Consider the following 12,804-nt stretch of genomic DNA (forward strand, 5'->3'; position numbering starts at 1 on the left):
GGCGTTGGCGGGACTTTCTCACCCCCCTCTGACTTGCCAGCCATCTCCCCTCAAGGGGGGAGATCAGGCCTTCATAGCGCTCGCCACCAATCGCAGACGTTGCAGAATGAACATCAAGGGCCATGCCAGCCAATCTCCCTCCTTGAGGGGGAGATGCCCGCCCTTCGACAAGCTCAGGAGGGCAGAGGGGGGTGTGCAACACTCAACGCTTTTAAACCGCTTCAGTCATCATGCGTCCATCCGCATCGATCGACAGCATGCGCCCCTCGAAGCCCGCAAATTCCGCCTTGTCCAGTTGCAGCGCCGGAGGAACTTCATGACCCATTTCACGCGCCACGATCAGGCCGAGCAGCAGAATGGCGTCGGGCTCGTGGAGGATGATCGCCGCCGGTGCGAGCCCGGCATGGACGAGTTCGAGGAGCACGGCGGCTGCCGATGAGGAGCCGATCGTGCCCGGCAGGCAGAGAATGCGGCCGCGGATCGACACGCCGTGCTCGGGATGGCGAACGTCGGCGATCAATCCGGTCTGCGGATTGACCCCGCCCCAAAAGCTGATCGGCGCCGTCAGCACCAATGCTTCGGCGCACGCTGGGGCTCCTGGCACAAGGATAGATGCCTGCAAGGCCGTCTTCGCCGCCATCATGCCGCAGCTTTCATGAAGACCGGACGCCCGGCGGCGGCGCTTTCCATGCATTCGGCGAGCGAGCCGTAGATGACGCCGTAGCCGGTGTTGCCGGGTGCGTAATGGGCGAATTTGCCTGAGTTGGTCATCAGCACGGCACCCGGCTTTTCCGGCAGGATCGGCGTGACCACGACGCAGGTATCGGCGACGATGATCACGCCGCAATCCTCGAGCTTGCGTCGCCGTCCGCCCTCTTCCAGAACATTCAGCACGTGGCGGCCGGTGCAGGCATAGAGCGGAACGCGGAGATGGCGGCCGGCGATCAGCGTTTCCAGCCGGTCGAACTCGGCGATCGAGAGATGCGGGCTGCCGATAGCGACGGCGTCGATGGCGGAGACGTCCCCAACCGTCGAGAGCCTGCGGCGTGTCTCCTCCAGCATGTCCCGAGTGACATGAATGATTGCTTCGGGCTCGCACCCGTGGAGCGCGGTGGCGAGATCCGGCGCTTCCGGCGTCACGCCGGCAACGTGGAAGAGGCCGACCGCGCCTGACGAAGCCGAGGCAGCACCAAAGGCCTTCAGCATATCCTCATCCGGATGGACTGCCGCGCCGGCGACGACTCCCACCGCATCACCGACCGAGCGGCCATAGAGATTGCCGAGGATGGGCCATGCCACCTCGGAGGCGAGAAAGGCATGGTTGATGCCTGAAATATCGAAGACGATTCTCGCGCGGCGATTTTCCGCCCGGTGCAGGCCATAGTCGGGGGCCCTGCCCGCTATGGCGCAGGCGATATCGAGAAAATCGCCGTAGCGGTTGGTGCGCGCACCAAGCACCGAATTGCAGAACACCACGGCATTGGACTCGCCCCATGCCACGTCGCTGCCTTTGGCCGGACGATGGCCTGCCTGATAGGGCGCGCAGGTCCAGCTCGGCTCGCATCCAAGCCTGCGATAGGCATCCATCATGCGCCGCGCCATGCCGCGCTCGTGGTTGCCAAGACGGTTCTTCGAACAGCCGGTCAGATCGATGGAGCCGACATTGAGTGTCGCGCGGACGCGGACGCTCGCGCCACCCTCCACCAGCTTTTCAGCAAAGAGCGTGCCGCTGTCGCCATGGTAGAGCGCGCCATCGATATGCGCCGAGGCGATGGGCAGAAGCCTTGGCGCCCCCATCAGCCGGGCGGTCTCGGCGACGATGCGCATCGCCATCGCCGCGCCTTCGCCCATACTGCCGGAGGCGATGGCCCGCTCTTCGTCAATGAGCGTCAGCGCCATGGGCGATTCCCCTTCATGGCTTTGTGCGGGCGCTATAGCGGATGGTCTCGAAACGGGCGGCGAGCGCATCATAAAGCAGGAGCCGGCCGACGAGCGGCTCTCCGATGCCGGTGATGAGCTTGATGACTTCCATCGCCTGCAAGGTGCCGAGGACGCCGGGCAGCACGCCGAGAACGCCCGCTTCGGCGCAGGACGGCACCATGCCGGGCGGCGGCGGGCTGGGAAAGAGGTCGCGATAGGAGGGGTTGGGCTTGCCGTCCCCGTCCGCCTCGAAGGGCTTCAGCACCGTCAGCGTTCCATCGAAGCGCCCGATAGCGGCCGTCACCAAGGGCCTCCCGGCTGCCGCCGACGCATCGGCCACGGCGTAGCGCGTCTCGAAATTATCCGAGCCGTCGGCAATGACGTCATAATTGGCGATCAGCGCTTCGGCATTGGCCGCATCGAGCCGCATTACATGGGTCTCGACCTTCACATGCGGATTGATGCGGGCAAGGCTGCGCGCAGCGCTCTGCGTCTTGGGCTCGCCCACACTATCGGTGTCGTGGATCACCTGGCGCTGCAAATTGGAAAGCGCAACGCTGTCGTCATCGATGATGCCGAGCGTGCCGACGCCCGCAGCCGCCAGATAGTGCAGCACCGGCGCCCCCAGACCGCCGGCGCCGATTACGAGCACGCGGGCGCGTTTCAGCTTCTGCTGCCCCGGCCCGCCGATCTCCGGCAGCACGATATGGCGTGCATAGCGTTCCAGCTCGGGGCCGGACAATATGGTCTCATCATGATGGCTCATGGGACGGACAATAAGACGCTGCTTGATGAAAGTCAGCCGGAATTCACGCAGTTTGCAAAAGCGTACCGCCCGAGACCGTGAAGAATTGCGCACGGTCACCGAGGGCGTCGAACAGCGAACGATCGGTTCCGGTCATGAAGGATTGGCCGCCGAGATCGTCGATGATGCCGAAAAGTGCGGCGCGGCGACCCTCGTCGAGATGGGCGGCGATCTCATCGAGGAGCAGGATCGGGGCCATGCCCGACAATTCACCGGTCAACCTGGCATGGGCGAGAATGAGCCCGATCAGCAGCGCCTTCTGCTCGCCTGTCGAGCAAAGGGCAGCCGGCATCGCCTTCGGCCGATGGTGGACCATGAGGTCGGTGCGGTGCGGACCATCGAGCGTACGCCCCGCCGCCCGGTCGCGCGGCCGCCCGTCGCGCAGGGTGCGGCGGAAATCCTCTTCGAGATCGACCGCAGCCTCTATCGCGATGCGCTGCTCCAGCGCGCCTTCCAGGAAGCATTCCGACTTGGGAAAGGGTCCCTCCTGCGGCAGGCGTTCGATCATGGCGGTGATGAGCTGCATCATCTCGGCGCGCGCGGCGGCAATCGCTGCGCCGAGTTCCGCCATCTGCGCCTCTATCGCATCGAGCCATTGCACATCGCTGCGCTCCTCGGCCAGCAGCCGATTGCGGCTGCGCATCGCCTTTTCGTAATCGAGTACGCGCTTGCCGTGGGAGGTATCGATGGCGAGCACCATGCGGTCGAGAAATCGCCGTCTGTCTCCAGCGGCCCCGGTGAACAGCCCATCCATGGCCGGCACCACCCAGATGATCCGGGAATATTCGAGAAGCGCGTCGCTCGCCGTTGCCTGCACCCCGTTGATGCGGACCTTGCGCGCGGTTTCGCCGATGGCGTTTCCGGCGAGCCCGGTACCGATCTCGACCTCGCCATAACCGGCGTTTTCCAGCGTCGCATGGATGGCAAAACCGTCGGGCGCACCATTCATGGTCACGTCGGGATAGGTGGCGCGGCGCAGCCCTCGCCCGGGCGAAAGGAAAGAGACGGCTTCGAGAAGATTGGTCTTGCCCGATCCGTTCTCGCCGGTCAAAACCACATGGTTTGGCGAAAGGGCCAGCGAAAGGCTCGGATAATTGCGGAAATGCGCAAGACGCAGCCGCCGGACCGCTACCCGGTCCGGGCGGCTTTTATCTGCATCGTTCGTGTCGGTCACCTCGGTTTCGCGCGCGTCAAACGCGCATCGGCATCAGCACGTAAAGCGCGTTCTCGTCACCCGTATCGCGCACCAGCGTCGGCGATCCGGCGTCGGCCAGCATAAAGATCGCATCGCTGCCGGAGAGTTGTCCGGTGATATCCAGGAGATATTTCGAATTGAAACCGATCTCGATCGGATCGGCATCGTAATCGGCGGGCAGTTCGTCGGTGGCGCTGCCGGAATCCGGATTGTTGACGGTGAGCGTCAGCTGGCCATCGGCGATGGCAAGCTTCACCGCCCGCCCGCGCTCGCTCGAAATGGTCGAGACGCGGTCGACGGCCGAGGCAAAGCTCTGCCGGTCGATGGTGAGCTTCTTGTCGTTGCCCGACGGAATGACGCGCTGGTAATCCGGGAACGTGCCGTCGATCAGCTTCGAGGTCAGAATGACGGAACCGATGGTGAAGCGGATCTTGGCCTCTGAAAGCTCGACCGTGACAACGACATCGGGATCGTCCACCAGCTTCTGCAATTCGGCGACGGTCTTGCGCGGGATGATGATGCCGGGCATCCCCTCGCAGCCGGCGGGCGCATCGAGCTCGGCGCGCGCCAGGCGGTGACCGTCGGTCGCCACGGCACGCAGCTTCAGCGCACCATTGTTCTCGATGGCATGCAGATAGATGCCGTTCAGATAATAACGGGTCTCTTCCGTGGAAATGGCGAACTGCGTACGGTCGATCAGCCGCTTCAGCGCGCTCGCCTCCAGCCGGAAGGTATGCGTGAAGGCGCCGGCGGTCAGTTCGGGGAAATCCGATTGCGGCAGGCATTGCAGCCGGAAGTTCGAGCGGCCCGACGCGACGGCAAGCGAATTGCCATCCGGGTTGGTGGCAAGCAGCACTTCAGCGCCATCGGGCAGCTTGCGCACGATATCATAGAGCAGATGGGCCGGCACCGTGGTCGCCCCGGCCTGTTCGATCATCGCCGCGGTCGCTTCGGTTATCTCCAGGTCGAGATCGGTTGCCTTCAACTCAAGGCTGGCGCCATCGGCCTGAAGCAGCACGTTCGACAAAATGGGTATGGTGTTGCGCCGCTCGACGACGCGGTGAACGTGATTGAGTGATTTCAAGAGATTGGAACGTTCGAGAGTGACACGCATGATAGACCGGACTCGCTGACTTCTGACCGGACAAGGTGGGCACATCGGCCCGCCTGGCCGCAACGGGGCGAGAACTCACCCCAAGGGGATGTAAAGTGGCAGATATCGAGGCTCAAAAGCAAGTCCGTGAAAGGCTAGCAACCTCACGCGGACCGGCTTTCTGTTGATAACGCTGCTCTAGGATAGCCCTGAGGACGGGATCAGGCCGCCTGATCGTTGATGAGCCGTTTCAGGAGTTCCAACTCCTGCGCCAGCTTCTGGTCGGCGCCGACCAGATCCTCGATCTTGCGGACCGCGTGCAGAACCGTGGTGTGATCGCGACCACCGAAGCGGCGGCCGATTTCCGGCAGCGAACGGGGGGTCAGCATCTTGGCGAGATACATCGCCACCTGGCGCGGCTTGACGATGGTGCGCGTGCGGCGATTGGACAGAAGGTCCTGCTTGGAAACATTGTAGTGGCGCGCGACGATGCGCTGGATTTCCTCGATGCGGATGCGCTTCGGCTCGCCGGCGCGCATGAGATGGCCGAGCAGCTCATCGACCCGGTCGATGGAGAGATTGGGCTCGAAGGACTGGCGGAACAGCAACTGGTTGAACGCGCCTTCCAGTTCGCGGCCGCTGCCGGTGACGGCCTGCGCCACATGCACGAGGATTTCAGCCGGAATATCGAGACTGTGATCCTCGACCTGGGCGGCGGCGAGGCGACGCTTGAGGATTTCGAGACGCATCTCATAATCCGGCGGCGCGATTTCCAGCGCGACGCCGCCCTGGAGCCGCGAGCGCACCCGCACATCGAGCGATTCCAGCTCGGACGGGGCGCGGTCGGCGGCGACGACGACCTGCTTGGCGCTGTCGAGAAGCGTGTTGAGGAGATGACAGAACTCGTGCTGGATCGACTTGCCCTGCAGGAACTGCATGTCGTCGATGATGAGCAGGTCGATGTCGCGCAGCTGCTCCTTGAAGGAGAGCGCATTGTTGTCACGGATCGCGGTGGCGAAGCGCCACATGAAATATTCCGCCGTGAGATAGACGACACGCGCCTTTTCGTGGCGTTTCAGCGCGGCGGCGGCGATCGCCTGCAGCATATGGGTCTTTCCCAGACCAACGGAAGCGTGGATGAACAGCGGGTTGAACCGCACGGCGCTGGAGCCCGCCTCGGCGATGGTGCGGGCGGCGGCGAGAACGACACGGTTGGACGCTCCGTCGACGAAGCTCTCGAACGTATAGCGCGGATCGAGCGGCGAACCGAAAACCGCGCTCTGGCCCGCACCTTCGGCAAGCGTCATCGCCCTGTGTCTATCACCGCTCGTCTGACCGACGGGAAAGGCGACCTTTTCACGGACGGGCGCACGCGTTTCGACGGTCTCGCCCGCTGCCGGCAAAAGGGGCACCCGGACGACGCGGCTGACGCTGCGCACGACGACTTCCACCTTCAGGATCTGGGCATTTTCTTCCTGCCAGAGCTGCGTCAGGAGTTCGGAATAATGATTGGTGATCCATGACCGCAGAAAGGCCGTGGGCACGGAAAGACGAACAACGCTCTTGGATATCTCGTCAAGTTTCAGGCGACCGAACCAGCTGGAGTAGATTTCGCTGCCGACACGCGCTTTCAGCTTGCTCGTCAATCGTTCAAATGCCGCTTCGCCGGAGTTGACGGTCGAATCCATGTCGTCCCTCTTGCATGCCGAAATCGGAATTGCCGGAATGGCGGCCTTGTACGCCTCGTTGCGCATCTCTTTGTTCGCCTTGCTGCTCAATATCATTATCGCCTCGCCTGTCATTCTGCTTTCCGGCGCGCCGTTTCAGCGCTTTCTCATTTCCTTGGTCCTTCGACCTCGTATCATCCAGCCGATCGGCTGGCATACGACTCACTCTCCTTTCACTCCGCTGCTGATTGCCTGTACGCCGCCGCTCAACAACCACTCAAATCTTCTTTTGCCGCGCAAACGTTCGTTCCGGTAAACAACCGGTAAACAATTCCTACTCACTAAAACACACTCCGCCTGAGGCCACCGTGTTCTGACAACAGCTCCCCATTCGCAGACGTTGCCTGCGTCCAAACTGAACTGCGATTTTCTTGCTTGACGTGGACCCGTGGTCCATCCCTCTCGATGAAGGGACATTACAAAACCCGGGGCGCAGAGGGCAAGTGCGAACGTAACCGTTTTTTAAGTGTTTGCTCCTTTGCGGAGGGTACTCCAATTGGCGGATGGAAATCCTAAATGAGATAAGGTCTTCGGATTCAATACGTTTTTCGGTGATCTGTTTTGCCGCCTGTCAGCGGCCGCAGGCTGGAAAAAAATTTTAAAAAATCGCTTGACATTCGATGGCTTCACGGATTCCTCACCAGCCTGTGGATATCTGTGGATAAAGCTCTGTAACTTATTGAAAATATTCGGCAAATTTGAATGCCGACACTTCGGAATATAAATGTTTTTTACATAATTATAACTTACATATGGATGCGAACGATCCGTCGCGTCAAGCCAAAAATCGGCCAAGCCATTGCGCTAAAAATAAAAAACCCGGCTAATGATAAGCCGGGTTCCGATAAATTCTTGCTTGATGCAATCAGGCGGTCAGCGCCTTGAGGCGCTTTGCAAGGCGTGAAACCTTGCGGGAAGCGGTGTTCTTGTGAACGACGCCCTTGCTTGCGGCGCGCATCATTTCCGGCTCCGCAGCCCTGAAAGCGGCCTGCGCCGCGGTCTTGTCGCCGCTGGCAACCGCATCGTCGAACTTGCGCAGGAACGTGCGCACGCGCGAACGGCGGGCCTTGTTGACTTCCGTGCGGGCGACAATCTTGCGCACCGCTTTCTTGGCCGAAGGAGTGTTGGCCATGAATGCCTCTCTTTTTCTGTCAGCTATCCGGTCGTTATCGCCGGGCAAAAACAATCAGGGCCGCCCGAAGGGCCGCCAAACCGTGGCGGGCTTATAGATCAGCTTTCCCTTTGCGTCAATGGATTCCTGGGTATTTCTGGAGGTTTCTCGACAGCACCACAGCATCCACCATCACGTATCGGTTCTTGTGTGAATTGTGGAGCCCTTCCGGGTCGCACGGAGGATCTCTCTCACCGGTTCTTGAAAGACGGCGTCCGCTTGCCGGTGAAGGCCGCCATGCCTTCCTTTTGATCTTCGAGCGCAAACATGGAATGGAAAAGCCGCCGTTCGAAACGCAGGCCTTCGGCAAGCGTCGTCTCATAAGCCCGATTGACCGTTTCCTTGGTCATCATGACAACCGGCTGCGAGAAGGATGCGATTTTCTCCGCGGCCTTGATCGCCTCCTCGAGCAGGTCCTGGCTCGGCACCACGCGCGCAACCAGTCCGCAGCGCTCCGCCTCGTCGGCATCCATCATCCGCCCGGTGAGACAAAGATCCATCGCCTTGGCCTTGCCGATGAAGCGCGCGAGACGCTGCGTCCCGCCCATGCCCGGCATCACGCCAAGCGTGATCTCCGGCTGGCCGAACTTGGCAGTCTTGGCCGCGATGATGAAATCGCACATCATCGCCAGTTCGCAGCCGCCGCCGAGCGCATATCCGGCCACGGCCGCGATGATCGGTTTGCGGATGCGGGGCACCTTTTCCCAATCGCCGATGAAGTCCTCCATATAGGCGTCGACGAAATCGAGCGACTGCATCTCCTTGATGTCAGCGCCGGCGGCGAAAGCCTTTTCCGAGCCGGTAATGACGATCGCACCGATTCTCCCGTCCGCATCGAATGCGCCGAGCGCAATGTTCAGGTCGCCGAGAAGAGCGGAATTGAGCGCGTTGAGCGCCTGCGGCCGGTTGAGCCGGATGAGGCCGACGGCGCCGCGGGTTTCGACGATGATATTCTCATAGGCCATGGCGGATCCTTCCTGATGATTGCAACGTCTTGTGGTTCAAGTCTGGTCGTCTCAAAGCTGGCAGCGGGCACAGAAGAAGGTCGAACGCCCGCTTTGCACGATGCGTTCCACCGTGCCACCGCAGCCGGGGCGCGGGCAAGACGCCCCCTCGCGGTCGTAAACGGAAAAGCTGTGCTGGAAATAGCCCAGCGAGCCGTCAGCCCCGATATAATCGCGCAGGCTCGAGCCGCCAGCCGCAAGCGCATCGGCGATGACGTCGCGTATCGCGAAGGCCAGCGCATCGGCCCCGGCCGTCTTTCGGCCGTTTGGCGTGACGATGGTTGCGGCCTTGCGGACGGGTGAAAGCCCGGCGCGCCACAGCGCCTCGCAGACATAGATGTTGCCGAGGCCGGCGATCAGCCTTTGATCGAGCAAGGCGGCCTTGAGCGGAGCCTGCTTGCCGGCAAAAAGGCCCGCCAGCAATTCGCCGCTCAGCGCATTGCCGGTCGGCTCGACGCCAAGCCCGCTCAGCATCGGGTGGCTATCGAGCATTCCGGGTTCCGCCAGAGCCATGAAGCCGAAACGCCGGGGATCATTATAGATGATGCGCGCCAAGCCTCCGCCCTTGCGCTCGATATTCATGACGAGATGGTCATGCAGCGTGTTCTTCGAGCGATCGTGATGAAATGCCCCGGCGGTCCGGGCCTTGTCTTCCAGTTCGATGCGGTAGGAACCCGACATGCCGAGATGGCTGATGATGCAAAGCCCGCCGTCAAGGTGGATCGTCAGATATTTCGCGCGCCGCCCCAGCGCTTCGATACGCCGGTTCGCCAGTCTGTCCGCGAAACGCTCAGGGAAAGGAAAGCGCAGATCGGCGCGGTTCTGCTCGACGGAGACCAGCAACGCCCCTTCCATGACCGGCTGCAGACCGCGCCGAACCGTTTCCACCTCGGGCAATTCAGGCATTTTGCGCCGCACCTTTGAGGAAGCTCGTACCATGGACGCCCGAGGGCAGGCCGAGATGAGCGGCGACCGTCTCGCCTATATCGGCAAAAGTCGGCAGGACGCCGAGCGCGCCCCTCCCAATACCGGTCGACCCTGCACCCATTGCCAGCACGGGAACACGTTCGCGGGTGTGGTCGGTGCCTTTCCAGGTGGGATCGCAGCCATGATCGGCCGTCAGGATCAGAAGGTCGCCCTCCTTCATCAGGGCGATCGCCTCCGGCAGCCGGCGGTCGAAGGCCTCGAGTGCCGCGGCATAGCCCGGCACGTCGCGGCGATGGCCGTAAAGCATGTCGAAATCGACGAAATTGGTGAAGACGAGGTCGCCGTCGCGCGCGTCCTGCATCGCCTGCAGCGTCGTATCGAACAACGCCATATTGCCGTTGGCCTTACGCATGTCTGCCACCCCCCTGTGAGCGAAGATATCGCCGATCTTGCCGACGCCGATGACATTGCGCCCGGCCTCGGTCAGCCGGTCAAGGACGGTCGCTTCCGGCGGCAGAACCGAATAGTCCCGGCGATTGCCGGTGCGCTCGAATGCCGAAGCCGTTTCGCCGATAAAGGGCCGCGCGATGACCCGCCCGATATTCAGGGGATCGACCAATTCGCGCACGATCGCGCAGAGCGCATAAAGGCGCTCCAGACCGAAATGCCCCTCATGGGCGGCGATCTGGAGGACGGAATCCGTCGAAGTGTATAAAATCGGCTTGCCGGTCCGGATATGCTCCTCGCCGAAGCGTTCGATGATTTCGGTGCCGGAGGCATGGCAATTGCCAAGCGTGCCCGGGATCCTGGCGCGCCGCACTATCTCTTCCAGGAGACCGGCGGGAAAAGCCGGTACGCTATGCGGGAAATACCCCCACTCGAAACGCACGGGAACGCCCGCAATCTCCCAATGGCCCGATGGCGTATCCTTGCCGCGCGAGATCTCCTGCGCAGCACCCCATAATCCTTGCGGCGGCACACTCCCATCAAGTCCTTCGGGAACCCTGCCCGCCGCCAGTTCCGCCGCCCTGGCAAGGCCGAGCGCAGTCATGTTGGGAAGGGCGAGCGGACCCTTGCGCAATCCTTCGCGGTCGCCTGCACCGACGGCGCAGGCCGAAGCGATGTGACCGAGCGTATCCGCGCCCGCGTCGCCGAACTCTCCGGCATCCGGCGCGCCGCCGATGCCGAAGGAATCAAGTACGAAAAGAAAGACCCGAGCCATGCAATTTTCTTCCAATGCCTTGCGCTAGAGATAGGAGAAAACCTGCCCGAAGACAAACAACTTGCCGAGATATCCTGATGGTTAATGCCGCAGGGGCCGACATTAATCTTTTGTCAATATTTGGACCGGCACAATCGATTTGGGGATGGTCGACGTACTGCAATCTTTGGGCAACCATCGGGGGTTTTGGATCATGCTTTCGTCCCGTGTTCTTTCGAAGACGATTTTCCTCGGCTTCATTCTCGCTTTCACGGGGCTGAGCGGCCCCGCCCATGCCGACTGGCGCAAGGAACTCGGACGGTTTCGTATCGGTGTCGCCGCTCCACGCATCACCGAGATGAACCCCACCGAAATCGGGCGGCTGAAATCAATCTATGCCGCAGCGCTCGATATGCCGGTCGAACTGGTCGTCCTGCCCGACATACCCGCCCTGATCGATGCGCAGGCAACCGAGCGCATCGACTATACGATCGAGACGTCCGCCGCCTATGCGGCCGCCTATACGGCCTGCGAATGCGTCGAGCCTCTCGTCGCCCCCATTGGAGCCGATCGGTCGCTCGGTATTCGTTCAATCCTGCTGCTGCGGACGAATGTCGATGGAAAAGATTTGAAGAGCGCGCGCATCGCCCTGCCGGCAGACGCAGCCAAGGCGGCGGCATTCATCCCGGTCTCGACCTATATGCTGTCGGGCACGAATGCCGATCTCGTCCACGACACATTTACCAATGCCGGTTCGCTTGAAAAGGCCGAGAAGCTGTTCACATCAGGCAAGATCGACGGCTTTTTCGGCTGGGTGCCGGCCAGCGGCGAAGAATTGCAGCGGCATGGCGGAACGCTGGCGCGGCTGACCGAACAAGGGCTGGACAGAAACAGCTATCGCATCGCCTGGGAATCTTCGCTCCTGCGCTATGGGCCGCACGCCGTGCGAGCCAATCTCGCGCCCGAGGCGAAGCTCATCCTGCGCCAGTTTCTGGTCTCCCTGTCGACGCGCGATCCCGATGCCTATGATCTTATCGATCCCGTTCATGGCGGTGGCTTCGTTGCTGTCGGCAGCAATGATTACCGTCTGCCGCTCAAGATGCTTTCGGCCATCATCGGACAGGGAAAAGAGCTTTAGAAAAGAAAGCGTAGCGCTTCAGCAATTCGAACAGGTGATGGTTTGGGACAAGCGCGGAGCGAAATAATAAATTTCGGACAATGGAAAACCGTCATTCACCGAAACAATATTGCGCATCCCCCATGTGGTGATCGGTTCATAGGTCAAGGTGATTTCGACCCTGATGAGAAACGTGCCGTTGGTCCGGAATGAAGCCGGGATATCGATCGTGCTTTTCTTCGTGTCCGGCGACAGCTTGCCATTGGCATATGACCAGGCGACGGTGGCTGGCGGATTGGTCAGCGGGGTCGAGGCGACCTGAATGGCTGTTACCTTGATGCCTGCCTTGTCGCGATCATAAGGGAGTATCGTTGCTTGCCCGATCTCGAAAATGTCGTCCATCCGGGCTCTCGATACATCAGACTGCTGGGCGACGATATCTGCGATGATGCCGGCTGTCCGGCTGACATTCTTATCGGTTTCGATGACCTCGGAGAGTTCGACTGCGCCGAGGTAGACCAGGATAATAAGCGGCGCGACCAGAACGAATTCCACTGCGGCGGTGGCGGATCTGTCCTTCGTGAACCGGCTAACGATATGCCCGAACGTTCCCAAGCGTGCTTGCTGTTTCGACATTTTCATAT

At 61.4% G+C, this 12,804-nt stretch carries 13 protein-coding genes; 2 read left to right on the top strand and 11 right to left on the bottom strand.

All coding sequences use genetic code 11. The features are described 5' to 3' along the window. Window positions 1-211: 211 nt before the first annotated feature. From C5748_RS06160 to dnaA, 6 genes are all read right to left on the bottom strand, one after another. Complete coding sequence (locus tag C5748_RS06160) at window positions 212-643, bottom strand: aconitase X swivel domain-containing protein (protein ID WP_425350211.1); 432 nt, start codon at window positions 641-643, stop codon at window positions 212-214. Then, the gene (locus tag C5748_RS06165) at window positions 640-1,899 is read right to left on the bottom strand and encodes an aconitase X (RefSeq protein ID WP_105741072.1); all 1,260 of its coding nucleotides are present in this window, start codon (window positions 1,897-1,899) and stop codon (window positions 640-642) included. The genes C5748_RS06160 and C5748_RS06165 overlap by 4 nt, the downstream gene beginning before the upstream one ends. 13 nt (window positions 1,900-1,912) lie before the next feature. Next, the gene (locus C5748_RS06170) at window positions 1,913-2,686 is read right to left on the bottom strand and encodes a molybdopterin-synthase adenylyltransferase MoeB (protein ID WP_105741073.1); all 774 of its coding nucleotides are present in this window, start codon (window positions 2,684-2,686) and stop codon (window positions 1,913-1,915) included. 43 nt (window positions 2,687-2,729) lie between these two features. Further along, on the bottom strand, window positions 2,730-3,899 hold the full coding sequence (recF, locus tag C5748_RS06175; RefSeq protein WP_105741074.1) for a DNA replication/repair protein RecF: 1,170 nt from the start codon (window positions 3,897-3,899) through the stop codon (window positions 2,730-2,732). 16 nt (window positions 3,900-3,915) lie between these two features. After that, complete coding sequence (dnaN, locus tag C5748_RS06180) at window positions 3,916-5,034, bottom strand: DNA polymerase III subunit beta (protein WP_105741075.1); 1,119 nt, start codon at window positions 5,032-5,034, stop codon at window positions 3,916-3,918. 200 nt (window positions 5,035-5,234) lie between these two features. Then, entirely contained in the window at window positions 5,235-6,701 is a 1,467-nt protein-coding gene (gene dnaA / locus C5748_RS06185; protein WP_105741076.1) for a chromosomal replication initiator protein DnaA, read from the bottom strand. Between dnaA and C5748_RS06190 the strand changes: the two genes are divergently transcribed. Further along, the gene (locus tag C5748_RS06190; protein ID WP_105741077.1) at window positions 6,700-6,996 is read left to right on the top strand and encodes a hypothetical protein; all 297 of its coding nucleotides are present in this window, start codon (window positions 6,700-6,702) and stop codon (window positions 6,994-6,996) included. The two genes, dnaA and C5748_RS06190, sit on opposite strands and share 2 nt — an antisense overlap. Before the next feature lie 609 nt (window positions 6,997-7,605). On the opposite strand, the gene rpsT is transcribed toward C5748_RS06190, so the two are convergent. The 4 genes from rpsT to C5748_RS06210 all read right to left on the bottom strand — a co-directional run bounded on the left by rpsT (window position 7,606) and on the right by C5748_RS06210 (window position 11,064). Continuing rightward, window positions 7,606-7,872 (bottom strand): 30S ribosomal protein S20, encoded by a 267-nt coding sequence (rpsT, locus tag C5748_RS06195; RefSeq protein ID WP_105741078.1) that lies wholly within the window; start codon window positions 7,870-7,872, stop codon window positions 7,606-7,608. Between the two features lie 230 nt (window positions 7,873-8,102). Beyond that, window positions 8,103-8,876 carry an enoyl-CoA hydratase gene (locus tag C5748_RS06200; RefSeq protein ID WP_105741079.1) on the bottom strand — a complete coding sequence of 258 codons (774 nt, stop codon included), beginning with the start codon at window positions 8,874-8,876 and terminating at the stop codon, window positions 8,103-8,105. Between the two features lie 51 nt (window positions 8,877-8,927). Further along, complete coding sequence (gene mutM, locus C5748_RS06205) at window positions 8,928-9,821, bottom strand: bifunctional DNA-formamidopyrimidine glycosylase/DNA-(apurinic or apyrimidinic site) lyase (protein ID WP_105741080.1); 894 nt, start codon at window positions 9,819-9,821, stop codon at window positions 8,928-8,930. Beyond that, a complete protein-coding gene (locus C5748_RS06210) occupies window positions 9,814-11,064 on the bottom strand; it encodes a phosphopentomutase (RefSeq protein ID WP_105741081.1) in 1,251 nt (416 codons plus the stop codon). Before C5748_RS06210 ends, mutM begins: the two co-directional genes overlap by 8 nt. Before the next feature lie 193 nt (window positions 11,065-11,257). Here C5748_RS06210 and C5748_RS06215 point away from each other — a divergent pair, with 193 nt between their 5' ends. Continuing rightward, window positions 11,258-12,181 carry a PhnD/SsuA/transferrin family substrate-binding protein gene (locus C5748_RS06215; RefSeq protein WP_158259817.1) on the top strand — a complete coding sequence of 308 codons (924 nt, stop codon included), beginning with the start codon at window positions 11,258-11,260 and terminating at the stop codon, window positions 12,179-12,181. 18 nt (window positions 12,182-12,199) lie between these two features. Here the strand turns inward: C5748_RS06215 and C5748_RS06220 are convergent, their stop codons facing one another. Beyond that, window positions 12,200-12,796, bottom strand: a complete 597-nt coding sequence (locus tag C5748_RS06220; protein ID WP_158259818.1) for a TadE/TadG family type IV pilus assembly protein — start codon at window positions 12,794-12,796, stop codon at window positions 12,200-12,202. Between the last annotated feature and the right edge of the window lie 8 nt (window positions 12,797-12,804).

It is taken from the genome of Phyllobacterium phragmitis (assembly GCF_002980495.1).
GTDB classification, from domain to species: Bacteria; Pseudomonadota; Alphaproteobacteria; order Rhizobiales; family Rhizobiaceae; genus Paramesorhizobium; species Paramesorhizobium phragmitis.